The organism is Octadecabacter antarcticus 307, from assembly GCF_000155675.2.
GTDB lineage: Bacteria > Pseudomonadota > Alphaproteobacteria > Rhodobacterales > Rhodobacteraceae > Octadecabacter > Octadecabacter antarcticus.
In genome coordinates, this window is sequence record NC_020911.1 from 146,695 (window position 1) to 167,603 (window position 20,909).

At 55.1% G+C, this 20,909-nt stretch carries 24 protein-coding genes; 16 read left to right on the plus strand and 8 right to left on the minus strand.

What is annotated here, in order from left to right:
- Positions 1-251: 251 nt before the first annotated feature.
- From OAN307_RS00745 to OAN307_RS00790, 10 genes are all read left to right on the plus strand, one after another.
- Positions 252-1,199 (plus strand): ABC transporter ATP-binding protein, encoded by a 948-nt coding sequence (locus OAN307_RS00745; RefSeq protein ID WP_015497977.1) that lies wholly within the window; start codon positions 252-254, stop codon positions 1,197-1,199.
- A complete protein-coding gene (locus OAN307_RS00750) occupies positions 1,196-1,957 on the plus strand; it encodes an ABC transporter permease (RefSeq protein ID WP_015497978.1) in 762 nt (253 codons plus the stop codon). The genes OAN307_RS00745 and OAN307_RS00750 overlap by 4 nt, the downstream gene beginning before the upstream one ends.
- 45 nt (positions 1,958-2,002) lie before the next feature.
- Positions 2,003-2,791 (plus strand): S49 family peptidase, encoded by a 789-nt coding sequence (locus tag OAN307_RS00755; protein WP_015497979.1) that lies wholly within the window; start codon positions 2,003-2,005, stop codon positions 2,789-2,791.
- Positions 2,792-2,953, plus strand: a complete 162-nt coding sequence (locus OAN307_RS28690) for a hypothetical protein (RefSeq protein WP_044042957.1) — start codon at positions 2,792-2,794, stop codon at positions 2,951-2,953.
- On the plus strand, positions 2,954-3,940 hold the full coding sequence (locus tag OAN307_RS00765) for a calcium/sodium antiporter (RefSeq protein WP_015497980.1): 987 nt from the start codon (positions 2,954-2,956) through the stop codon (positions 3,938-3,940).
- On the plus strand, positions 3,940-4,710 hold the full coding sequence (locus OAN307_RS00770) for an SDR family oxidoreductase (RefSeq protein ID WP_015497981.1): 771 nt from the start codon (positions 3,940-3,942) through the stop codon (positions 4,708-4,710). The genes OAN307_RS00765 and OAN307_RS00770 overlap by 1 nt, the downstream gene beginning before the upstream one ends.
- A 299-nt stretch (positions 4,711-5,009) precedes the next feature.
- Complete coding sequence (gene uvrC, locus OAN307_RS00775; protein WP_015497982.1) at positions 5,010-6,875, plus strand: excinuclease ABC subunit UvrC; 1,866 nt, start codon at positions 5,010-5,012, stop codon at positions 6,873-6,875.
- Between the two features lie 162 nt (positions 6,876-7,037).
- Positions 7,038-7,700, plus strand: a complete 663-nt coding sequence (pgsA, locus tag OAN307_RS00780) for a CDP-diacylglycerol--glycerol-3-phosphate 3-phosphatidyltransferase (RefSeq protein ID WP_044042960.1) — start codon at positions 7,038-7,040, stop codon at positions 7,698-7,700.
- Positions 7,700-7,969: a molybdopterin converting factor subunit 1 gene (gene moaD, locus OAN307_RS00785; protein WP_015497984.1), complete on the plus strand. Its 270-nt coding sequence runs from the start codon at positions 7,700-7,702 to the stop codon at positions 7,967-7,969. Before pgsA ends, moaD begins: the two co-directional genes overlap by 1 nt.
- Before the next feature lie 7 nt (positions 7,970-7,976).
- Positions 7,977-8,414 carry a molybdenum cofactor biosynthesis protein MoaE gene (locus OAN307_RS00790; protein ID WP_015497985.1) on the plus strand — a complete coding sequence of 146 codons (438 nt, stop codon included), beginning with the start codon at positions 7,977-7,979 and terminating at the stop codon, positions 8,412-8,414.
- On the opposite strand, the gene OAN307_RS00795 is transcribed toward OAN307_RS00790, so the two are convergent.
- Positions 8,400-8,972 carry a DNA-3-methyladenine glycosylase I gene (locus tag OAN307_RS00795; protein WP_015497986.1) on the minus strand — a complete coding sequence of 191 codons (573 nt, stop codon included), beginning with the start codon at positions 8,970-8,972 and terminating at the stop codon, positions 8,400-8,402. The two genes, OAN307_RS00790 and OAN307_RS00795, sit on opposite strands and share 15 nt — an antisense overlap.
- Positions 8,973-9,101: 129 nt before the next feature.
- On the opposite strand from OAN307_RS00795, the gene OAN307_RS00800 reads away from it, so the two are divergent.
- The 3 genes from OAN307_RS00800 (at position 9,102) to phbB (ending at position 12,089) form a co-directional block, all read left to right on the plus strand.
- Positions 9,102-9,905 carry an EAL domain-containing protein gene (locus tag OAN307_RS00800; protein ID WP_015497987.1) on the plus strand — a complete coding sequence of 268 codons (804 nt, stop codon included), beginning with the start codon at positions 9,102-9,104 and terminating at the stop codon, positions 9,903-9,905.
- 182 nt (positions 9,906-10,087) lie between these two features.
- Positions 10,088-11,263: an acetyl-CoA C-acetyltransferase gene (locus OAN307_RS00805; protein WP_015497988.1), complete on the plus strand. Its 1,176-nt coding sequence runs from the start codon at positions 10,088-10,090 to the stop codon at positions 11,261-11,263.
- Positions 11,264-11,366: 103 nt separating this feature from the next.
- Positions 11,367-12,089: an acetoacetyl-CoA reductase gene (gene phbB, locus OAN307_RS00810; protein ID WP_015497989.1), complete on the plus strand. Its 723-nt coding sequence runs from the start codon at positions 11,367-11,369 to the stop codon at positions 12,087-12,089.
- Between the two features lie 65 nt (positions 12,090-12,154).
- Here the strand turns inward: phbB and OAN307_RS31055 are convergent, their stop codons facing one another.
- The 4 genes from OAN307_RS31055 to OAN307_RS00820 form a co-directional block, all read right to left on the minus strand.
- The gene (locus tag OAN307_RS31055) at positions 12,155-12,271 is read right to left on the minus strand and encodes an RSP_7527 family protein (protein ID WP_408634925.1); all 117 of its coding nucleotides are present in this window, start codon (positions 12,269-12,271) and stop codon (positions 12,155-12,157) included.
- Between the two features lie 233 nt (positions 12,272-12,504).
- Positions 12,505-12,672 (minus strand): YdcH family protein, encoded by a 168-nt coding sequence (locus tag OAN307_RS25715; RefSeq protein WP_015497991.1) that lies wholly within the window; start codon positions 12,670-12,672, stop codon positions 12,505-12,507.
- Positions 12,673-12,793: 121 nt separating this feature from the next.
- On the minus strand, positions 12,794-13,555 hold the full coding sequence (locus tag OAN307_RS00815; protein ID WP_015497992.1) for a tRNA1(Val) (adenine(37)-N6)-methyltransferase: 762 nt from the start codon (positions 13,553-13,555) through the stop codon (positions 12,794-12,796).
- Positions 13,552-13,767, minus strand: a complete 216-nt coding sequence (locus tag OAN307_RS00820; protein WP_044044391.1) for a putative signal transducing protein — start codon at positions 13,765-13,767, stop codon at positions 13,552-13,554. The genes OAN307_RS00815 and OAN307_RS00820 overlap by 4 nt, the downstream gene beginning before the upstream one ends.
- Positions 13,768-13,821: 54 nt before the next feature.
- Between OAN307_RS00820 and OAN307_RS00825 the strand changes: the two genes are divergently transcribed.
- On the plus strand, positions 13,822-14,820 hold the full coding sequence (locus OAN307_RS00825; RefSeq protein WP_044042963.1) for a polyprenyl synthetase family protein: 999 nt from the start codon (positions 13,822-13,824) through the stop codon (positions 14,818-14,820).
- Here OAN307_RS00825 and OAN307_RS00830 read toward each other — a convergent pair.
- From OAN307_RS00830 to OAN307_RS00840, 3 genes are all read right to left on the minus strand, one after another.
- Positions 14,813-15,670 carry a 4-(cytidine 5'-diphospho)-2-C-methyl-D-erythritol kinase gene (locus tag OAN307_RS00830; protein ID WP_015497994.1) on the minus strand — a complete coding sequence of 286 codons (858 nt, stop codon included), beginning with the start codon at positions 15,668-15,670 and terminating at the stop codon, positions 14,813-14,815. The two genes, OAN307_RS00825 and OAN307_RS00830, sit on opposite strands and share 8 nt — an antisense overlap.
- A complete protein-coding gene (locus OAN307_RS00835) occupies positions 15,657-17,375 on the minus strand; it encodes a tetratricopeptide repeat protein (RefSeq protein ID WP_015497995.1) in 1,719 nt (572 codons plus the stop codon). Before OAN307_RS00835 ends, OAN307_RS00830 begins: the two co-directional genes overlap by 14 nt.
- A 171-nt stretch (positions 17,376-17,546) precedes the next feature.
- Complete coding sequence (locus OAN307_RS00840; protein WP_015497996.1) at positions 17,547-19,193, minus strand: electron transfer flavoprotein-ubiquinone oxidoreductase; 1,647 nt, start codon at positions 19,191-19,193, stop codon at positions 17,547-17,549.
- A gap of 215 nt (positions 19,194-19,408) precedes the next feature.
- On the opposite strand from OAN307_RS00840, the gene greA reads away from it, so the two are divergent.
- Both greA and OAN307_RS00850 read left to right on the plus strand, forming a co-directional pair.
- Positions 19,409-19,879, plus strand: coding sequence for a transcription elongation factor GreA (gene greA, locus OAN307_RS00845; RefSeq protein WP_015497997.1), 471 nt, complete (start codon positions 19,409-19,411; stop codon positions 19,877-19,879).
- A 13-nt stretch (positions 19,880-19,892) separates the two neighbouring features.
- Positions 19,893-20,906, plus strand: coding sequence for a hypothetical protein (locus OAN307_RS00850; RefSeq protein WP_015497998.1), 1,014 nt, complete (start codon positions 19,893-19,895; stop codon positions 20,904-20,906).
- Positions 20,907-20,909: the final 3 nt, after the last annotated feature.

Here is a 20,909-nt window from a genome sequence, read left to right on the forward strand (position 1 = left end):
CAACGATTCGGACAAAGTGTTTAGGCGACCAGATCGGCCACCTTTGAACAGGGGTTAGGAGGCGTTTGTCAAAGGTAACCAACCAAATCAAGATTTAACTCGTGAGATCGCATATACGCCGCGTTCGTTGTAGAAAGGTCGATTTCTTTCTTCGCCTACTAAGGGCAGTTTTATGGTTTCTCATAACCGGAACGGCCTACCTTCCCCTTTGGGCAACGGCGCACTAGTGTGCCGCACAAAGGATTTATGACATGACAAATATCGTTGAGGTTCGACGCCTCACAAAGACCTTTGATGGGGGTCTCAAAGCCCTTAAGTCTGTTGATCTGGACATCAAATCTGGTGAGATCATTGCGTTGCTTGGACCTAACGGTGCGGGCAAGACCACTTTGATATCAACGATTTGCGGCATAACCCGCGCCACAGGTGGAACGGTGACGATTGACGGGCATGACAACGTCACAGCTTACCGCGCCGCGCGCAATCTGGTTGGGCTCGTCCCGCAGGAAATCAATCTCGAACCGTTCGAGAAGGTCATTAACACTGTCCGTTTCTCACGTGGGTTGTTCGGCAAGGCGCCAAATGACGCCTACCTCGAAAAAGTCCTGAAATCCCTTTCCCTATGGGACAAGAAGGACGCCAAGATCATGACGTTGTCGGGTGGGATGAAACGCCGCGTCCTGATTGCTAAGGCGCTTGCGCATGAACCACGCGTTCTGTTCCTTGATGAACCAACCGCTGGCGTGGATGTCGAATTGCGCAAGGACATGTGGCAGGTCGTGGCCCAGCTCAAGAAAGATGGTGTCACGATTATCCTTACGACGCACTACATCGAAGAAGCCGAGGCCATCGCCGATCGTGTCGGTGTCATCGCCAAAGGGGAAATCCTTTTGGTTGAAAACAAGACAGACCTGATGACCCGCATGGGGCAAAAGACGCTCAAGGTTGAACTGGCGGCACCGGTGAAAACGATACCGAAAGCCCTGTCGAAATACGATCTCACGATTGAAAGCGATGGTTTGTTGTACGCCTATGACACTGCGACGGACCGAACAGGAATTACAGGGCTTTTGGCCGATCTACAAAAGGCAGGATTAAAAATGACGGACCTGCAAACGCGACAATCATCACTCGAAGAAATATTCGTGTCCCTCGTTTCTGACAAAGGCGTCGCAGTCGATAAGGCAGATGTAGCATGAATTATCAAGCAATCAGGTCGATCTATACATTTGAAATGGCGCGGTTTTTCCGCACGCTTATGCAAAGTTTTATCAGTCCTGTCATCTCAACCTCACTTTACTTTGTGGTCTTTGGCACAGCCATTGGAAGCCGCATCGAAAGCGTCGAAGGTGTTGACTACGGCGCGTTCATTGTCCCCGGCCTCATCATGTTGTCGGTCATGACGCAGGCCACGTCTAACGCCAGTTTCGGCATCTATTTTCCGAAATTCATTGGGACAATCTACGAACTGCTCTCCGCTCCGGTCAGCTTTTTTGAGATCACAGTGGGCTACGTCGGGGCCGCGGCGACCAAGGCGATGTTCATCGGCGTTGTCATCCTCGCCACGTCATTCTTGTTCGTTGATTTCACAATCCAGCACCCGCTGGCGATGATCGCATTCCTGACACTCACCTGCCTGAGCTTCTCGCTCCTTGGTTTTATCATCGGCATCTGGGCTGGCAATTTCGAACAATTGCAGTTGATCCCGCTGCTGATCATCACGCCGTTGGTGTTCCTTGGTGGTTCGTTTTATTCCGTAACGATGCTGCCCCCGATTTGGCAAACGATCACCATGTTCAATCCCGTCGTTTATTTGATTTCAGGCTTTAGGTGGTCGTTTTTTGGGACGGCAGACGTGCCTATCGGCCTTAGCCTTATGGCGATCGCGCTGTTCACCGCGCTTTGTGTCGGCATCATCGCATGGATTTTCAAGACCGGTTGGCGCATTCGCCAGTAACTGCTGACCTTGTTTCCACCCCGACCGCGGCCTAAATGGAACATTATGAAAAACTGGATTCCCTTTATCAAATCAGACCCCCACGTGGCCGTTATCCGGCTTCAGGGGACAATCGCGTCTTCCGGTCGTTCCCTGAATGATCGCGGGCTGACCGACAGCATCGAAAAGGCGTTCCGCAGTAAGCCGAAAGCGGTGGCGCTGGAGATCAGCTCTCCCGGTGGATCACCTGTCCAATCATCGCTTATCTGCGCACGTATTCGCAGGCTCGCGGATGAAAAAGATATCCCCGTCTATAGTTTCGTTGAAGATGTCGCTGCATCGGGTGGCTATTGGCTCGCGACAGCGGGGGACGAGATATATGTCGACCGTGGGTCAATTGTCGGGTCCATCGGGGTGATTACGGCAGGCTTCGGACTGACCGGAACATTGGACAAGATCGGTGCCGAACGCCGCGTCTATACTGCCGGAAAGTCCAAAAGCATGCTCGACCCATTTCAGGCAGAAAAGCCTGCGGATGTGAAACGCCTCAAGGGTCTGCTGGACGATCTGCACGTGTTCTTTAAAGACCACGTCAGCACGCGCCGCGCTGGTAAGATTGTAGATCAAGATCTGTTCACAGGAGACATCTGGGTTGGCCAAAAATCCATCGACGTCGGGCTGGCCGATCACCTCGGTCATCTGGTCCCTACGATGAAGGATCGCTTTGGTGATAAAACCAAATTTCGCCGTTTTGGGCAGAAGAAGCCGTTCTTGTCGCGTTTCGGGGCCCAAATCATCGACGATGCCGTCGGTGGTATCGAAGAACGCGCATCTTATGCGCGGTTCGGCCTGTAGATGATATTTAAAATTGTGTCCCTTTTCTTGGTCGGCATGGCTTTGATGGCGATGTTTGGCAAACTGACCGTACCGGGTGTCAAACGGCTAACAGATGCAAAGTGCAAGTCTTGTGGCAAGTTCAGCTTTGGTAAGCGGTGCGACTGTAAGGAACGCAAATAGATGTTGGTTTGGCTTTCGATACCTGAGGGGTCAACAACGGATTGGACGTTCACGATTGTGGGGCTGGTGCTGCTGCTGCTGGCTGGTGACAGCCTTGTCAAAGGGGCGGTGAACATGTCCCTGCGCCTTGGCGTGCCGGCGTTTATTGTATCACTGACGATTGTGGCTTTTGGCACCTCTGCGCCGGAACTGTTGATATCAATCAAAGCTATTTTGGGCGGTGTGCCTGATCTGGCCTTGGGCAACGTGGTGGGGTCAAACACCGCTAATGTGCTTCTGGTGCTGGGCGTTCCCGCGCTTTTGGCCGTCATGCACACCAGTGGGTGCGATACCCGCAACAGCTACTTGCAAATGCTGGGTGCGACGGTGTTGTTCATTGGGCTGGCCTATCGCGGCGTCTTTGACTGGATCGCTGGTTTGATATTGTTGACTGCACTTGCGGGAATGTTGATCTATGCGGGGCGGTGCGCGAAACGCCACCGCAGAGCCTGCAAAAGGGTCGAAGACGATGACTTTGGTGATTTAGAAGGCGCGGACCCTGACCTGCCTTGGTCCAAGATCATCTTGTACCTTGTCCTTGGCATGATTGGCCTGCCGCTGGGCGCAAGCCTTCTGGTCGACGGCGCTTCAGAAATCGCGCTAAGCTACGGCGTGTCACAAGCGGTGATTGGCCTGACACTTGTTGCCATCGGCACATCGCTGCCCGAGCTCGCCACAACAGTGGTGGCCGCGCTGCGCAATCAGGCTGACGTTGCGCTGGGCAACGTGATCGGATCCAACATGTTTAACCTTCTGGGTATTATTGGTGTTGCATCGTTGGTTGGCCCGATCCCAGTGGGTGCGAATTTCTTTGCTTTCGACTTCTGGGTCATGCTGTCTGCTACACTGATCCTGATCCCGTTCGTGTTTTTCAAACGCGACCTGACCCGCATCTGGGGCGTGATCCTGTCGGCTCTCTATATCACGTATATGCTGGTGGTGCTTTGATGCCCGCTGCGTTGGTGACAGGGGGGGCTGCGCGACTTGGCAAAGCCATGTCGCTATACCTCGCCGCGCGCGGCTATGATGTCGCGGTGCATTACAATTCTAACGCAGATGCTGCGGCCACGGTCGCCGCCCAATGTGGTGGGAAATCTGTGGCCATCCACGCTGATCTGCTAGATGAGGCACAAACGAGTGACCTTTTGCCAAATGCGTCCCGCCTGCTTGGGCAGCCCATCACCGTATTGATCAACAACGCGTCTATTTTTGAATACGACACGGTTCAGACTGCGACGAAAGACAGTTGGGATCGACACATTGGGTCGAACCTGCGCGCGCCTTTTTTTTTAACACAAGCGCTCGCACAGCAAGCGCCTTATGCGCAGATTGATGAAAACGGTGAGCCTTTCGCCGGTGCTCTCGTGGTCAACATGATTGATCAACGCGTGCGCAAGCTGACGCCGGAATTTATGACCTATACGATTGCCAAAATGGGGCTTTGGGCGTTCACCCAAACGGCTGCCATGGGCCTTGCGCCGCATGTCAGGGTCAACGCCATTGGTCCCGGGCCGACATTGCAAGGAGCGCGTCAATCGGATGACCATTTTGCCCATCAGCGGGCAAATACTGTGCTTGGTCGTGGTGCGAACCCTTCGGACATCACCGTTGCTCTGGGGTACTTTCTGGATGCACCTGCGGTCACAGGGCAACTTTTGTGCGTCGACGGGGGGCAACATATTGGTTGGCAAACACCGGATATCCTCGGCGTAGAGTGATCAAGTCAAAGTGACGCCAGGACAAGTTGTGCACTGGTCCGTGTCAATGTCACAAAATATTTACTTTTGTTTAATGTTTTCAAATATTTGCCAAGCTGATATAAAAATACTATTCCGTATCAACGGGTTGCATAATTGCTCAAAAAATAGGCACTTCTGCCAAGGGCAAGGAAAACAAAGGATTTCTTCTTCTCAGCTAGATTTGCCCACGAAGTTATCCACAGATTTCGTGGGTATGTTTACCCTTGCAAGGGGTGCTTTGCCATTGCAGCGGGCGACGGGAATCATAGGTTAAGGGCATGAACGTGGATCCCACCAAAACTCCGACCGGATATGACGTCATCCAAGGTTACTTGCGCACGCTTGACGGCTCGCCAGGGGTGTACCGGATGCTCGACAGCCAAGCCCGTGTTTTGTATGTCGGCAAGGCGCGAAGCCTGAAGAACCGCGTCAGCAACTACGCGCGGCCATCGGGCCATTCGGCGCGGATTGCCACGATGATTTCGCACACCGCGTCGATGATGTTTCTGACGACCAACACCGAAACTGAAGCGCTGTTGCTGGAACAAAACCTGATCAAACAGCTGAAGCCGAAATATAACGTGCTGTTAAGGGACGATAAAAGCTTTCCGAATATCCTGATCTCCGGTGATCACGAATTCCCGCGCATTGAAAAGCATCGTGGGGCAAAAAGGAAAAAAGGGAACTATTATGGGCCCTTCGCGTCAGCTGGCGCTGTAAACCGCACGTTGAACACACTGCAACGGGCGTTCTTGCTGCGTAATTGTTCGGACAGTGAATATGAATCCCGAACGCGACCGTGTTTGCAGTATCAGATCAAACGCTGTTCTGCACCCTGTGTTGGAAAGGTTGCGCAGGGCGACTATAAGCAGCTGGTCAAAGATGCTGAACGTTTCTTGACCGGTAAGTCGACCGAAATGCAGGCGTCGCTGGCGGCTCGGATGCAACAGGCGTCAAATGATATGGAATTTGAACGCGCCGCAGCGCTGCGCGACCGCATCAAGGCGTTGACGCAGGTACAGACGTCCCAAGGCATCAACCCGCGCGGCGTCACAGAGGCTGACGTGATCGCGCTGTATCGTGACGGTGGTCAGGCCTGCGTGCAGGTGTTTTTCATTCGTGCCAATCAAAACTGGGGCAATCGCGATTATTACCCGCGGGTAAGTGGCGATGAGGATGCGAGTGAGGTCATGCAAGCCTTCGTCGGGCAGTTTTATTCCGACCGGGAACCGCCGCGCATGTTGCTGTTGTCTCATGGCCTTGATGATGATGACCTTATGACTGAGGCGCTGTCGGAAAAGGCCGGCCGCAAGGTTGAGATTATCGTGCCTCAACGTGGGGAAAAAGCCGAGCTGGTCAGCGGTGCCGCACGCAATGCCCGCGAAAGTTTGGGGCGTAAGATGTCCGAAACGGCGACGCAAGGCCGCCTGCTGCGCGGTTTGAAAGAGGCGTTTGATCTGCCTGAGGTGCCGCAACGAGTTGAGGTTTACGACAACTCGCACATCCAAGGGGCCTTTGCCGTCGGCGCGATGATTGTCGCGGGACCTGAGGGGTTCGACAAGAACCAGTACCGAAAGTTCAACATTCAAGGGGATGACCTGACCCCTGGGGATGATTTTGGGATGATGAAAGAAGTCTTGATGCGGCGGTTCAAGCGCCTGCTAAAAGAGGATCCGAAGCGCGAATTGGGCACATGGCCAGGATTATTGCTGATCGATGGCGGTGCAGGGCAGGTGAGCGCAGTGCGTGCCATTATGGAAGAGCTTGGCGTTGGTGATGTGCCGATGGTAGGTGTTGCCAAGGGCGTGGATCGCGACCACGGCAAAGAAGAATTCTACCGCACTGGCAAGCAGGTCATGGCCTTGCAGCGCAATGATCCGGTTTTGTATTTCGTTCAACGCATGCGCGACGAGGCGCACCGGTTCGCGATCGGCACCCACCGGGCAAAGCGGTCCAAGGCGATTGGGGCTACGCCGCTGGATGATGTGCCAGGTGTCGGGGCGACCCGTAAACGGGCGTTGTTACAACATTTCGGGTCAGCCAAGGCCGTGGGTCGTGCGGCGCTTGCGGACCTTAAGGCGGTCGATGGGATTTCGGGCAATATGGCGGAGACGATTTATGGATACTTTAACGAGAAGGGCTGATTTTGTCCGATGATCCGATTTTTATCAGATGGTTCGTTCGAAATTGCTTCGCAAATCCGACCAAAAGGGGACCAGTCCCCCGTCCTTCGGCCTCCCCCTGAGATATTTGTGAAACAAAGACAGGGAGTGGCGCGCGATTTCGAAAGGGCTTAGGTAGACTATATGATGTGGAACATTCCTAATATTTTGACGCTGATGCGTTTGCTGGCGGCGCCCGGTGTCGCGATAATGTTTTTGTATTTCGCGCGGCCATGGGCGGATTGGTTCGCGCTGATCCTGTTCGTCGTTGCTGCGACGACCGATTGGCTGGACGGCCACCTTGCGCGCGCTTGGAAGCAGGAAAGCAAGTTTGGCACCATGCTGGACCCGATTGCGGACAAGGCAATGGTCGTGATCGCGTTACTGGTCATTTGCGGATTTTCCGGCATGAACCCCTGGATATTGCTGCCCGCCACCTTGATCATGTTTCGTGAGACATTCGTGAGCGGTCTACGTGAGTTCTTAGGCGACACAGCTGGAACGCTGGCCGTGACTAAGCTGGCCAAGTGGAAAACTGCGGCGCAAATGACTGCGATCGCGGTTTTGTTTTCGACAGGTGCGTTTGAAACCTATTACAACATGTCCATTGAGGGCATGGACGCAGCCACAGTCGATGGCATCTTTGCGGATGAAATTCCTGATGAAGTTGGGCTTGTTTGGAAATGGTCTGGCGCGTTCTACAGTTGGTGGATCGGGATCATTCTGCTTTGGGCGGCCATGCTTTTGACAGTCATCTCGGGCGTGGACTATCTGCGCAAGGCGATGCCGTTTCTGAGGGAAAAATGATGCCCAGTCCAAAAGCCCAGGTGGTTCATGTCCTGTATTTTGCGTGGGTTCGAGAGCGGATCGGGGTGCCACGCGAAGAGGTTCAGACATCTGCCGTAACGGTGGCTGATCTGGTGGCCGAACTGCGCAGCCGTGAAGAACGTTATGATTTGGCGTTCGCAGATATGTCCGCGCTACGGGTCGCGCTTGATCAGGAATTGGTGGAGTTTGATGCACCGCTTGCAGGCGTGCGCGAAGTTGCGTTTTTTCCGCCTATGACAGGAGGATGACGTTCCGATGATCCGCGTTCAGGCCATGCCGTTCGATCCCGGGGGGGAGTTGAATGTCTTTTCTGCCAGTGTTGCTGGCGCTGGCGCTATAGTTAGTTTTACTGGTGTTGTGCGCGATGTTGCGGGCGGATTGTCCGGTATGGAGATTGAACACTACCCCGGCATGACCGAAAAGGCGCTGAGCGCGATCCGTGGTGAGGCGATGCAACGCTGGGATCTGGCGGACGCTTTGGTTATCCACCGCATTGGCCAACTCGAAGCGCATGAAAGTATTATGATGGTCGCAACTGCGTCCCAGCATCGTAAATCAGCGTTTGAAGCGGCGGAGTTCCTGATGGATTATCTGAAATCCCGTGCGCCGTTCTGGAAGAAAGAGATCACATTGGACGGGTCAGACTGGGTCGATTCCAAAGCTGAGGACGAAGACGCTTTATCGCGGTGGTGAGGCGAGGGCGCGACATGGTTCGTATTGTGGGCAATTTGTCAGGTGGTCGTTGATCAGCCCGCAGGCCTGCATCCAAGCATAAACGATTGTCGGTCCACAGAATTTGAAGCCCAGCTTCTTTAGGTCCTTGGAAAATTGGGTCGACATTTCCGTGTAACCGGGCACGTCGGCCAAAGTTGCGCGGTTGGTTTGCAGTGGCTTTCCATCGACATAGGACCAACACAGCGCTGAAAAATCGTCAATCTTGAGGTATGCTTGCGCGTTGCCGATGGTAGCTTGGATTTTACCACGGTGACGGATGATGCCTTCGTTTTGCAAAAGGCGCGCGATGTCTTTCTCGCCCCAAGTGGCGATCTCAACGGGGTCGAAGCCTGCGAACGCCGCGCGGAAATTATCGCGCTTTTTCAGGATCGTGATCCAGCTGAGACCTGCCTGAAACCCGTCAAGAATCAACTTTTCCCACAACGCTCGGCTGTCCCATTCAGGCACGCCCCATTCGGTGTCGTGGTAGTTGGTGTAGATCGGTTCTGATTTGGCCCAGCCGCAGCGGTCTGACATTATGTGCTCCTGCATGCGTATTTAAGCGCGTGTGCCCCTGAATAATGATGACAATTGTGCCGATATCGGCGGTGTTTACCAGCCCTTAAAGGCCAGCGTGCAATGTCAGTGCACAAACAGGACAAACGCATGGCAATGAAATCCAATTCGGCCGCTTGGGATGACCAGACGCCACGTGACCCGCTCGGATATGCGGTCAGCGTGCGTGATCGCGATGTTTTGTCGATGGTGCGCAGGGCCTTAGAAGCGGAGCATTGCCAGTTGGCGATGCAGCCTGTTCGAACATCCAAGCCGGGATATCCGGTTGCGTTTTATGAATGTCTGATCCGCTTGATGGATGAAACGGGGCGTGTCATTCCGGCGGCTCAGTTTATGGGCGAAGTCGAAGAAACCAGCCTTGGACGCGACATCGATGCTGCAAGTCTCAAATTCGCATTTCAGCTTCTTAAACAGAACCCGAGCATTCGTTTGTCGGTCAACGTATCAGCGCGCTCGCTTGGGGATGCGGCGTGGCGGCGGGTGCTGGACAGTGAATTGGCCAGTGCAGCGCTTCATGCGGATCGTATGATCCTTGAGATCAGCGAAGATAGCGCAATGCAGCTCCCTGAGGTCGTGATTCGTTTCATGGAAGAAATGCAGCCCTTCGGTCTCGCCTTTGCGTTGGATGATTTCGGGGCTGGTATGACGGCGTTCCGCTATCTCAAGGATTTCTTCTTTGATTTGGTAAAGATCAACAGCCACTTTACCCGGAACATCGACAAAGATCCCGACAATCAAGTGTTGGCTAAGGCGCTGATCACAGTTGCGCACCAATTTGAAATGTTCGCGGTTGCAGGGGGCGTTGAGAGCCAGGCTGAAGCGGATTTCTTGATCTCTATCGGGGCGGATTGCGTGCAGGGCTACCATTTTGGTGTTCCTAAATTCTCGATTTAGCGCGCTGTATCGCGGATAATCGCCACTCGGTTAAGTGAAACGCAGTGAATTCGTTGTGATTGTTTCCTCAACGACATAAGCACGGGTAACGGCGGCAGAGAGTCCTTCGTGCCATGCTCTTGTTTCACTGGTCTCTCAAAACTCCGCCGATTTTGTCGGAAAAAAAGAGGGGACCCTTTCCTATGACCAACGTAGTTATCGCATCCGCAGCCCGTACCGCCGTGGGCAGCTTTGGTGGCGCATTTGCCAACACGCCAGCACATGATCTGGGCGCCGCCGTTCTGGAAGAAGTCGTCGCCCGTGCCGGCATCGACAAGTCTGAAGTGTCAGAAACAATTTTGGGTCAGGTTTTGACTGCGGCGCAGGGCCAAAACCCCGCGCGTCAGGCGCACATCAATGCAGGCCTCGCCAAAGAAGCTGCCGCATGGTCGCTTAACCAGGTTTGCGGGTCCGGTCTTCGCGCTGTGGCGTTGGGCGCGCAACATATTATGCTTGGGGATGCGTCGATTGTGGCCGCAGGCGGCCAAGAAAACATGACGCTTTCTCCCCATGCGCAAAACATGCGTGCGGGTCAGAAGATGGGTGACATGCAGTTGATCGACACAATGATCCGCGATGGTCTTTGGGATGCGTTCAATCAGTATCATATGGGTCAAACCGCCGAAAACGTCGCTGAGCAGTGGCAGATTTCGCGCGACATGCAGGACGAATTTGCCGTCGCGTCCCAAAACAAAGCTGAAGCGGCCCAAAAAGCTGGCAAGTTCGCCGATGAGATCGCAGCGTTCACCGTGAAGACCCGCAAGGGCGACACTATCGTTGATCAAGACGAATACATCCGCCACGGTGCAACGATGGAAGCCATGCAAAAAATGCGCCCGGCCTTCATCAAAGACGGCACCGTGACAGCTGCCAATGCGTCGGGGTTGAACGATGGCGCCGCGGCGACAATATTGATGTCTGCAGATGAGGCTGAAAAGCGCGGTATCGAGCCATTGGCCCGCATCGCGTCCTACGCCACGGCTGGTTTGGACCCGTCAATCATGGGTGTTGGACCGATTTATGCATCGCGCAAGGCCTTGGATAAAGCGGGCTGGTCCGTGGAAGATTTGGACCTTGTTGAAGCCAACGAAGCCTTTGCAGCGCAAGCCTGCGCGGTGAATGAAGAAATGGGCTGGGATCCAGCAATTGTGAACGTCAACGGCGGCGCAATTGCCATTGGCCACCCGATCGGTGCGTCTGGCTGTCGCGTTCTGAACACATTGTTGTTTGAGATGAAGCGCCGTGGAGCCAAAAAAGGCCTCGCGACATTGTGTATTGGCGGCGGTATGGGTGTCGCATTGTGCGTTGAACGTCCCTAAATTTATGAACCTAAATTTACGAAATAACGGCGCAATAATGTTGCGCGGTTATTTTCTTAAAGATAACATCATTACCTAAGAAGAATTTCAAAGGGAGAATAATATGGGACGTGTTGCACTCGTCACGGGCGGTAGTCGCGGTATCGGCGAAGCTATTTCTAAGAAACTAAAGGCAGACGGTTACACGGTTGCCGCGACATACGCAGGCAATGATGACGCCGCTGAAAAGTTCACGCAAGCTACGGGCATCAAAACCTACAAGTGGAATGTGGCAGACTATGACAGTTCCAAAGCGGGCATTGCGCAGGTCGAAGCAGACCTCGGCCCCATCGAAGTTGTCGTCGCGAACGCGGGCATCACCCGCGACGCGCCGTTCCACAAAATGACGCCAGAGCAGTGGCATGAAGTTATCGACACCAACCTGACGGGCGTTTTCAACACCATTCACCCGATTTGGCCGGGTATGCGGGAACGCAAATTTGGCCGTGTCATCGTAATTTCGTCGATCAATGGTCAGAAGGGTCAGTTCGCGCAGGTCAACTATGCGGCGACAAAATCTGGCGATCTGGGCATCGTGAAATCACTGGCGCAAGAAGGCGCGCGTGCTGGAATCACGGCCAACGCTGTTTGTCCGGGCTATATTGGCACCGAAATGGTCATGGCAGTGCCGGAGAAGGTGCGCGAGAGCATCATCGGCCAGATTCCAGCGGGTCGTTTGGGTGAACCAGAAGAAATCGCACGTTGCGTGGCATTCCTCGCGTCAGACGATTCTGGATTTATTAACGGGTCAACGATTTCTGCGAACGGTGCGCAGTTCTTTGTCTGAACAGACTCTTTAGACATACAAAAGGGCGGGGATTTACCCCGCCCTTTTTGCATTTCGAACGCTGTTCAGGCGGCAGAGCGACGGAACAGGTTTTTGATCATTCGACCAAATGCACCAGCGCGTTCTGCGCGGGCTTGGGCGACGATTTTATTGACTTCTGACGGCGATAATTCTTTGTACATGGGTCCACTCCGAGGGGTTTGTGGTCTCCTCCCATAGTGTTTTTGTAGTTCACAGATTGCGCTGACGAAACGCATAGTTCCGCAAGGCCGATCTGCGTCAGGCGCAAGGCTTTGAGCCATCAAAAGAAAAGCCGCCCAAATGAGCGGCCTTTGACATCGAATGCTTGAAATTGCGCGTCTGTTTTGTGCGTTAAAGGAGGGCACTGGCGCAACAACGCCAGCACCGTTTTGGTCTACACAGACGTGAGCCGCGTAATCGTTTCTTTGAGGTGGAGTTTTTCTTTCTTGAGGCGTGACACCTCAAGATCATCGGAGCCCGGACTGCGTTGTTCTTTCTCAACGGCGTCCGAAAGGGTGTCGTGCTTTTTCTTGAGTTCCTGCAGGTGGGACGTCAAGCTCATGTAGATCCTCCTAACTTCGGTGAATGGTCTTCAAATTTGACCACAGATTTTCGCGTCTGTCACGCTGCAGAGCAGCAATCTGACACAATGCACAAGACACCGCCAAAAGATTGCGGAATAATTAATCGGCAAGACAAAATTGACTGCCTTCACGCAATATTTCTGCGATCTCTGGTCGGTAATCTTCGCCGTCTGACACATGGGACGGGCCGTCGTGCAGCGCAATTGCCGCATGTAGTTTGAAGGGCGCGCGGCCACCTTTGCGCGCGCGCAAAACGATGCGGTCTGCGGGACGGCCAGCGCGCCCTGTAATTGGATAAACGTGGATCGCGCCCAGTCGGTCGTCGATGGCCCGCAACAGGTCGGGCAGGCGATCCGCCTTTTGGATCAGCGTCAACGTGCCTTTTGGCTTGAGCCGCCGTGTCGCCGTATCGATCCAATCAACCGTCGCCGTGTCACCAGCGAAGGCGATGTCGCGGTCAGGCAGTGGGCTTGAATTTCCCGATGCTCGTTCAAAATAAGGTGGATTAACAATGACATGGTCAAAGGTCAGGGCGCGCAGATCAGCCGGCAAATCGCGCAAATCGGCGGTCCAGATCATTGCATCGATGTGGTTCGCTACGGCGTTTGCGCGGCAAATGTCGGCGTAGTGGGGTTGAACCTCAACTGCGTGAAGACCCAAACCCGACACCCTCGTCGCCAAGCACAGCAAAGCCGCACCCGTGCCACAGCCAAGTTCCAGAACCGATTGACCGACCCGCGCGCGAACCGCTGCAGCCAAAAGAACCGGATCAACGCCCGCGCGGTAGCCTTTGGTCGGTTGCTGAAGCGTCAGGCGACCGCCAAGGAAGGCGTCGAAAGTGGTTTCAAAACCTGCGTTCACAGGCCCAATTCGATATTGTTGGCTGTCATCACGGACGTCGCGATAAAATGATCCGCACGGCGCACCATCAGGCGGCGTGGCAATATGCCCAAAGATCCGTCAAGGATGCTCATATTTACGTCGAACTCAAAGACCTCTATGTCCTCACCCTGCAGAAGGGCTTTGGCGAAGGCGATGATAGTGATGTCATTGGTGCGCAGGAGTTCTTTCATACCCATGACTTAAGGTGCTTTGATCGCCTTTGTCGAGCAACTGACGGAGCTGTGATGAGCCTAGACCACGCCGCGAGCAAACCACACGACCGTTTGGCAGCTGCACTGAGCGATGAAATGGACGCTGTGAACGTGCTGATCACGGATCGGATGGCATCAAAACATGCGCCGCGTATCCCCGAAGTCACGGCGCATTTGGTCGGGGCGGGCGGCAAACGTCTGCGCCCGATGCTGACGTTGGCGGCGGCGAAGATGTGTGGCTACAGCGGCCCGTATCACGTGCATCTGGCCGCGACGGTAGAATTTATTCACACGGCGACATTGCTGCACGATGATGTGGTTGATGAAAGTGCACAGCGGCGCGGGCGACCAACGGCGAACCTGTTGTGGGACAATACGTCATCAGTACTGGTCGGGGATTATCTGTTCGCAAGGTCATTCCAGTTGATGGTTGAAACGGGGTCGCTGCGGGTGTTGGACATCCTTGCTAATGCGTCTGCGACAATTGCCGAGGGCGAAGTGTTGCAGCTTACCGCTGCGAGCGATTTGGCGACGACTGAAGCGATTTATTTGCAGATCGTGCGTGGTAAGACGGCAGCGTTATTTTCGGCCGCCATGGAAGTGGGTGGCGTCATTGCAGGGCAAGACGCCGCGCTGGTGGAAGCACTTTATGACTATGGCGATGCGCTGGGTATCGGATTTCAGATCGTTGACGATCTGTTGGATTATGCGGGCACAGATGCCATAGGTAAAAACATCGGCGATGATTTCCGGGAACGCAAACTGACGCTGCCGGTGATTAAAGCTGTGGCACTGGCTGACGTGGAAGAACGCGCCTTTTGGGTGCGCACAATTGAAAAAGGTCGTCAAGAAGACGGTGATCTGGATGCCGCGCTGGGCCTTCTGGTCAAACACGGCACATTGGACGCCACAAAATCAGAGGCCCTGGCGTGGATGGAGAAGGCGAAGGCGGCGTTGGCGCCCCTGCCGGATCACCCGATAAAGCCGATGCTGCTGGATTTGGCAGGTTACGTCGTAGCGCGTGTTAAATAGGCGCTTCCTCGGTTTCAGCGATCCACCAACTGGGATGGGAGCGGCGCAATGCAGCGGCGGCAGCGTTGCGGGTGTTGGCATTTTCGAAAAACGCAAAACACGTTGCGCCAGACCCCGACATGCGGGCCAATGCGCAGCCGTTTTGCGCGCGCAGCGACCCTAAAACGTCATCAATGGCTGGGACGGCGACCCGTGCTGGCGTTTCTAGGTCGTTGCGCTGGCACGCAAGCCATTTGGTCCAATGGCCCGTCTCGAACGGGTCGGGCATGTCGTCCGCCATCGGTGCGTTTAATCTGTTGGCAAGTCCGCCAAAGACCTGCGCGGTCGACACAGCTACATTCGGGTTCACCAGCAGTATATTATGCTTTGGTGCGGGACCCAATGTGTCGATCCGGTCCCCGATGCCCCGCATCCGCGACAATTCTGACGTCATGCAAACAGGTACATCAGCGCCAAGTTTCAGAATCGTTGCCGCGTCAGGAATTGGCATGCCCCACAGACGGGACAGGGCGCGCAGTGTGGCGGCGGCGTCTGCCGAACCACCACCTATGCCAGACGCGATGGGCAGGTTTTTTGTCAACGTGATGGCGGCACCGTTGATGACGCCAAAAGATCGCGCCGCCCGCTCGACAAGGTTGTTGTCGCCCGCAATCAAATCCGCCGAAAAAGGGCCGTCGATTGTGAGGGTCAGGTGATCCGCGGGGGCGACTGTCACGACATCACCCAACGCCGTAAACATCACCAAACTATCCAGCAGATGATACCCATCCGCCCTGCGCCCCGTCACATGCAGTGTCAGGTTGACCTTGGCGGGCGCCGGTTCACAAATCGCGCCTTTAGTTGTCGTCATTCGCCATCTCAACCGCAGTGGCGTGGGTCACGCCGTCTTCGGCGTAAACCGACTCCAGCCCGATGGATAGTTTGCGGCGAATACGCGTCGCCTCGGCTTGTTCGGGTTCAAACGACAGTGCACGTCGCCACTGGAAACGTGCCTCGATCTTGCGTCCGACCATCCAGTAAACGTCGCCTAAATGATCGCTTATGATGGGGTCGTTGGGTTCCAGTTCGGCAGCGCGTTCCATGGGCGCGACGGCGTCTTGGTAGCGACCCAGTTTGTAATACACCCACGCAAGGCTGTCGACAATGGCGCCATTGTCTGGGCGGGCGGCGACGGCGGTTTCGATCATACCCAAAGCTTCGTCAAATTTCAGGCCACGAACGACCAGTGAATATCCAAGGTAGTTCAACACAGATGGATGGCCAGGGTTGAGAGCGAGAGATGCGCGAAAGTCTGCTTCCGCAGCGTCCCATTCATCAAGGCGTTCGTTGGTTATTCCGCGAGAATAGAGCAGCCACCACCGAATGGACGCGTCTTCTGGATAGCCTGAAAGAGCCGAACTATACGCGGCGGCGGCGTCTTCGAATTGCTCTTGCTGGCGAAAAACATCGCCTAGTGATGCATATGATAGCGGCAGATCGGGATGGCTGCGTGTGAGTTGGCTAAGAACTTCGATGGCTTGGTCGAACCGACCTGCAAGACGCAAGGATTCTGCACGCCCAATTTCGGCGCTATGAAAGGCGGGATCGTCTGTGACGACTTGGGCGAATGTCTGGGCTGCGGCGTCATATTGGCCAAGCGCATTCTGGAGCCGCGCAGTGGCGATTTGCGCGTCCGCATCGTGTGGGGCGATAAATCTAGCGGCCTGCGCATACAGCAACAGATAGCTTTCGTTGGCTTCGCCCTGAAGAATTTCGGACAGGCCTTTATAGGCGTAGGCGATGCCGTCGCTCGGGGTTGCGACGACACGGGACAGGTCGGGAACCGCGCCTGCCATGATGGCGCTGCGTAGGGCTACCAGTTCAGGATCGGGGTCTTCGCCGAAGGCGCGTTCGATAATATCGCCGGCCCGTTCGAATTCACCGAGCTGAGCGAGGATTTGCAGATGCGCCACGACGGACGCGCGGGTTGGTACGATGCCGATGTTCGGCGGCAGGTCGTAGATCGCGTTCGCGCCGCCCAGATCACCCGACATCGCCAAGGCGAGGGCCTTGTGCTGTTGGCCAAAGCCGCGCAGCCCCGGAGTGTCGACAACTTCGTCAAAGCGCATCATCGCGCCGTCCTTGTCGCCGTTGCCAAGGTAAGCCCATGCTTGGACCAGACCATCCAAAAGCGGGCCAACCTCGTGTCCGGCTTCGAGCAAATCAAAGATCGTGTCCCAATCTTGTGCACGGGCGGCCTGTGCCATGAGGGCAATATTAGCGATCTGGCTTTCGCCGCCAGCATTGATGAACGGGCGTGCGATGCCTGCTGCGGATTCAACCTGTCCGACGCCTAAAAATGCGGTGAGAGATTGTTCCATGAGGGCCGTATTGTTGGCATCAGCCAGCAAAGCGTCACGAAAATAGATCGCCGCTGCCGCGTAGTCGCCAGAAATTGCCGCCTGACGTGCCGCGAGGTAGGCGCCCGCGTTGGGGGCCGCCGCAGCGGGCATCGCCAAGGCGAGCGTTGCGGCACAAACTGTTAGGCGTAGCGCGGGGGGAATGCGAAAGATCAAGGCGTTCTCCGGTCATTTGGGTCAGTGCAGCCTACGGTGATGGATTCGGCGGGGCAAACAACATTTACGTTGGTTTGTCGTGTTGCGCGGTATGTCGGGTCTGTTTGAAACAAAAAGGGCCCCGCACCGCGAAGCCCGATTCCTTAAAACCTTGCCCAAAAACCTCAATGGTTACATATTTGGATAGTTTGGTCCGTCGCCGCCTTGTGGGACTGTCCAAGTAATGTTTTGGCTCGGATCCTTGATATCGCAGGTTTTGCAGTGGACGCAGTTCTGGAAATTGATCTGGAATTTTCTGTCCGCGCCTTCGCCAACGAATTCGTAGACGCCAGCGGGGCAATAGCGTGCGGATGGCCCTGCATAGTCGGGAAAATTCACGTTTACAGGAATTGACGCGTCTTTGAGGCGCAGGTGCGCGGGCTGGCTTTCTTCGTGGTTGGTGAAGCTGAATGCGACGTTTGTCAGGCGATCAAACGATAGTTTCCCATCGGGCTTCGGGTAATCGATAGGCTGATGTTTGACGGCCTTTTCGGTGGCTTTAGCGTCATTTTTACCGTGCTTCATCGTGCCGAACAGCGAAAACCCGAAGGTGTTCGTCCACATGTCAAAGCCACCGCCAATGAGTGACGCCACCAGCCCAAAACGGGACCACAACGGTTTCACGTTACGCACCTTTTTGAGGTCTTCGCCGATGGCACCGCTGCGAACTTCCACCTCATAACAGATGAGCTCATCGGACGCGCGCCCTGCGCCGATGGCAGCATGTGCGGCTTCGGCGGCGGCGATGCCGGACAGCATTGCGTTATGGTTACCCTTGATGCGCGGCAGGTTGACCATGCCGACGGAGCAGCCCAGCAATGCGACACCGGGGGCCGTCATTTTGCACATCGACTGGTAACCGCCTTCGGTGATTGCGCGCGCGCCGTAAGCCACGCGTTTGCCGCCTTCTAGCAAATCCGCAACCATTGGATGATGCTTGAACCGCTGGAATTCCATGTAGGGGAACAGATACGGATTTTTGTAGTTCAGGTGGACAACAAAACCGACGTAGACCTGATTGTTTTCAAGGTGATAGATGAACGACCCACCACCTGCGTTGCTTTCCAGTGGCCAGCCACTGGTATGCGTGACGCTGCCTGCTTTATGCTTGGCGGGATCGATTTCCCATATTTCTTTCATGCCGAGACCGTATTTTTGCGGTTCAGACTTTTTCGCAAGATCGTATTTTGCGATGACTTCTTCGGACAGCGACCCACGTACGCCTTCGGATAAGAAAACGTACTTGCCGTGCAGTTCCATGCCGGGTTCGGTGTTGGGGCCGATTGTGCCGTCGGCCTCCAGGCCAAACACACCTGCAACGACGCCTTTGACTTCGCCCTTATGCCCGAAGACGATTTCAGAGCACGACATGCCGGGGAATATTTCGACACCCAACTCTTCGGCCTGTTCAGCCATCCAGCGGCAGACATTGCCCATCGACACGATGTAGTTGCCGTGGTTGCTCATCAGTGGCGGCATCGGGAAATTTGGGATGCGGATTTTGCCTGCTTGGCCCAGTATATAAAAGTCATCTTGTGTTACAGGGGTGTTAAGTGGCGCGCCTTTGGCTTTCCAGTCGGGGATCAGTTTGTTGAGGCCAGCAGGATCAAGAACCGCGCCCGACAAGATATGCGCGCCGACCTCAGACCCTTTTTCGAGCACTACAACCGTTAGATCGCTGTCGAGTTGTTTCAGACGAATTGCGGCCGACAGACCCGCGGGCCCCGCGCCGACGATGACGACGTCGTATTCCATGGATTCGCGTTCAATATTGGCCATATCGGGTCTCCCTAGCGGCTGTAAAATGTTGTCTTATAAAGGATATAGGACGAGGGTGGGGACAGCAATCTCACCAAGACAGAAAATTGCGGGCCAGCGACGCAAACGTAGCGTCTGCAAATAAAGACTGACGCAATGTCGATGCCCCTTGAGGCGACGCCCGCGTGCGGGTTATGCATATGGACTTGTGAAACTGACCAATCGGAAATGCTGCAATGGACAAGATACCGCTGACACGTGCCGGATTTAACAAGCTGGATGCTGAATTGAAGCATTTAAAGTCTGTTGAACGTCCCGCGATCATTCGTGCTATTTCCGACGCGCGGGAACACGGCGACCTATCCGAGAACGCGGAATACCATTCCGCCAAGGAAAAACAATCGTTCATCGAGGGCCGCGTGAAGGAACTTGAAGGCGCGATTTCGCTGGCTGATGTGATTGACGTTAGCAAGCTGAGCGGAACCGTGAAGTTTGGCGCGCATGTGACGTTGGTCGATGAAGCCACCGACAAAGAGACGACCTATCAGATTGTCGGTGAATACGAGGCCGATATCGAGCAAGGACGTTTGAATATGAAATCCCCGATTGCACGGGCGTTGATTGGTAAAGACGAAGGCGACAGCGTCGAAGTGCGCACGCCAGGTGGTGTTAAGTCCTACGAGATCCTGACAATCGTTTTCAAATAGGGCCCTTACTTAGATGACGGATGGTCAAAACAAAGCAGATGTACCGCTTCGCGCTGGTGTGAGGTCGGACGGCGTTCGTGTGACCGCGATTGAAGTGATTGCAATCCTGGTCAGCCTGATCTGGCTCGTCGGTGTGGCGCTGTTTTTCCTTGTGCTGCCAACTGACACCGACGGCGCTGCGCAGGTAGATAGCCTGCGATTTGTGATGACAATGATGGCGATTTTCCTGCCGATCGCGATGGTCTGGATTGCGGCATTGGCGGCGCGGTCCGTCAAGATCGTGCGCGAAGAAAGCCGGCGGTTGCAGGCTGCGATTGACGGAATGCGCCAGACCTATGTGGCAGACCGCCAATCGCGCGGCACTGGCATCGAACAAACGGTTGAACGCAAGCTGAACGAGATTGCACGCGCGACGCAGAAGACAGAAACAGCGCTGGCAACATTCGCTACATCGCGCCCGTCTGGGCGCAACGTCGCAGCGCCGCAACCAGAAGCGCCCAGTGGTGACGATCAACCAAGCCTTGCGTTGGGGACGACCGCAGAAGACATCGCGCCACCGATCTCGCGGCCTGATCTTGTGCGTGCGTTGAATTTTCCGGACACGGATACTGACGAGGTCGGGTTTGCCGCCCTGCGTCGCGCATTGAAAGACCGCGCAGCCAAACAGTTGATCCAAGCCAGCCAGGACGTTTTGACGCTGATGAGCCAAGACGGAATTTACATGGATGATCTGCGCCCTGATCGCGCACGCGCAGAGGTTTGGCGCCGTTTTGCCCATGGCGAAAGGGGCAAGGCGGCCGCATCCCTCGGCGGTATTCGGGACCGGTCTTCGCTGGCGTTGACGGCAGGGCGGATGCGCGAAGACGCAATTTTTCGCGATGCGGCGCATCATTTCCTGCGCAAATACGATCAAATGCTGGTCGCGTTTGAAGTTGAGGCGACCGATGAAGATATCGCAGCGCTCGCTGAGACCCGCACAAGTCGTGCGTTTATGTTGCTGGGTCGCGTAACGGGCGCATTCGACTAAGAC

What these genes read in the sequence shown, in the direction of transcription:
- OAN307_RS00745 (WP_015497977.1), top strand. Translation starts at nt 252, where the DNA reads ATGACAAATATCGTTGAGGTTCGACGCCTCACAAAGACCTTTGATGGG.
- OAN307_RS00750 (WP_015497978.1), top strand. Translation starts at nt 1,196, where the DNA reads ATGAATTATCAAGCAATCAGGTCGATCTATACATTTGAAATGGCGCGG.
- OAN307_RS00755 (WP_015497979.1), top strand. Translation starts at nt 2,003, where the DNA reads ATGAAAAACTGGATTCCCTTTATCAAATCAGACCCCCACGTGGCCGTT.
- OAN307_RS28690 (WP_044042957.1), top strand. Translation starts at nt 2,792, where the DNA reads ATGATATTTAAAATTGTGTCCCTTTTCTTGGTCGGCATGGCTTTGATG.
- OAN307_RS00765 (WP_015497980.1), top strand. Translation starts at nt 2,954, where the DNA reads ATGTTGGTTTGGCTTTCGATACCTGAGGGGTCAACAACGGATTGGACG.
- OAN307_RS00770 (WP_015497981.1), top strand. Translation starts at nt 3,940, where the DNA reads ATGCCCGCTGCGTTGGTGACAGGGGGGGCTGCGCGACTTGGCAAAGCC.
- uvrC (WP_015497982.1), top strand. Translation starts at nt 5,010, where the DNA reads ATGAACGTGGATCCCACCAAAACTCCGACCGGATATGACGTCATCCAA.
- pgsA (WP_044042960.1), top strand. Translation starts at nt 7,038, where the DNA reads ATGATGTGGAACATTCCTAATATTTTGACGCTGATGCGTTTGCTGGCG.
- moaD (WP_015497984.1), top strand. Translation starts at nt 7,700, where the DNA reads ATGCCCAGTCCAAAAGCCCAGGTGGTTCATGTCCTGTATTTTGCGTGG.
- OAN307_RS00790 (WP_015497985.1), top strand. Translation starts at nt 7,977, where the DNA reads ATGATCCGCGTTCAGGCCATGCCGTTCGATCCCGGGGGGGAGTTGAAT.
- OAN307_RS00795 (WP_015497986.1), bottom strand. Translation starts at nt 8,972, where the DNA reads ATGTCAGACCGCTGCGGCTGGGCCAAATCAGAACCGATCTACACCAAC.
- OAN307_RS00800 (WP_015497987.1), top strand. Translation starts at nt 9,102, where the DNA reads ATGGCAATGAAATCCAATTCGGCCGCTTGGGATGACCAGACGCCACGT.
- OAN307_RS00805 (WP_015497988.1), top strand. Translation starts at nt 10,088, where the DNA reads ATGACCAACGTAGTTATCGCATCCGCAGCCCGTACCGCCGTGGGCAGC.
- phbB (WP_015497989.1), top strand. Translation starts at nt 11,367, where the DNA reads ATGGGACGTGTTGCACTCGTCACGGGCGGTAGTCGCGGTATCGGCGAA.
- OAN307_RS31055 (WP_408634925.1), bottom strand. Translation starts at nt 12,271, where the DNA reads ATGTACAAAGAATTATCGCCGTCAGAAGTCAATAAAATCGTCGCCCAA.
- OAN307_RS25715 (WP_015497991.1), bottom strand. Translation starts at nt 12,672, where the DNA reads ATGAGCTTGACGTCCCACCTGCAGGAACTCAAGAAAAAGCACGACACC.
- OAN307_RS00820 (WP_044044391.1), bottom strand. Translation starts at nt 13,767, where the DNA reads ATGAAAGAACTCCTGCGCACCAATGACATCACTATCATCGCCTTCGCC.
- OAN307_RS00825 (WP_044042963.1), top strand. Translation starts at nt 13,822, where the DNA reads ATGAGCCTAGACCACGCCGCGAGCAAACCACACGACCGTTTGGCAGCT.
- OAN307_RS00830 (WP_015497994.1), bottom strand. Translation starts at nt 15,670, where the DNA reads ATGACGACAACTAAAGGCGCGATTTGTGAACCGGCGCCCGCCAAGGTC.
- OAN307_RS00840 (WP_015497996.1), bottom strand. Translation starts at nt 19,193, where the DNA reads ATGGCCAATATTGAACGCGAATCCATGGAATACGACGTCGTCATCGTC.
- greA (WP_015497997.1), top strand. Translation starts at nt 19,409, where the DNA reads ATGGACAAGATACCGCTGACACGTGCCGGATTTAACAAGCTGGATGCT.
- OAN307_RS00850 (WP_015497998.1), top strand. Translation starts at nt 19,893, where the DNA reads ATGACGGATGGTCAAAACAAAGCAGATGTACCGCTTCGCGCTGGTGTG.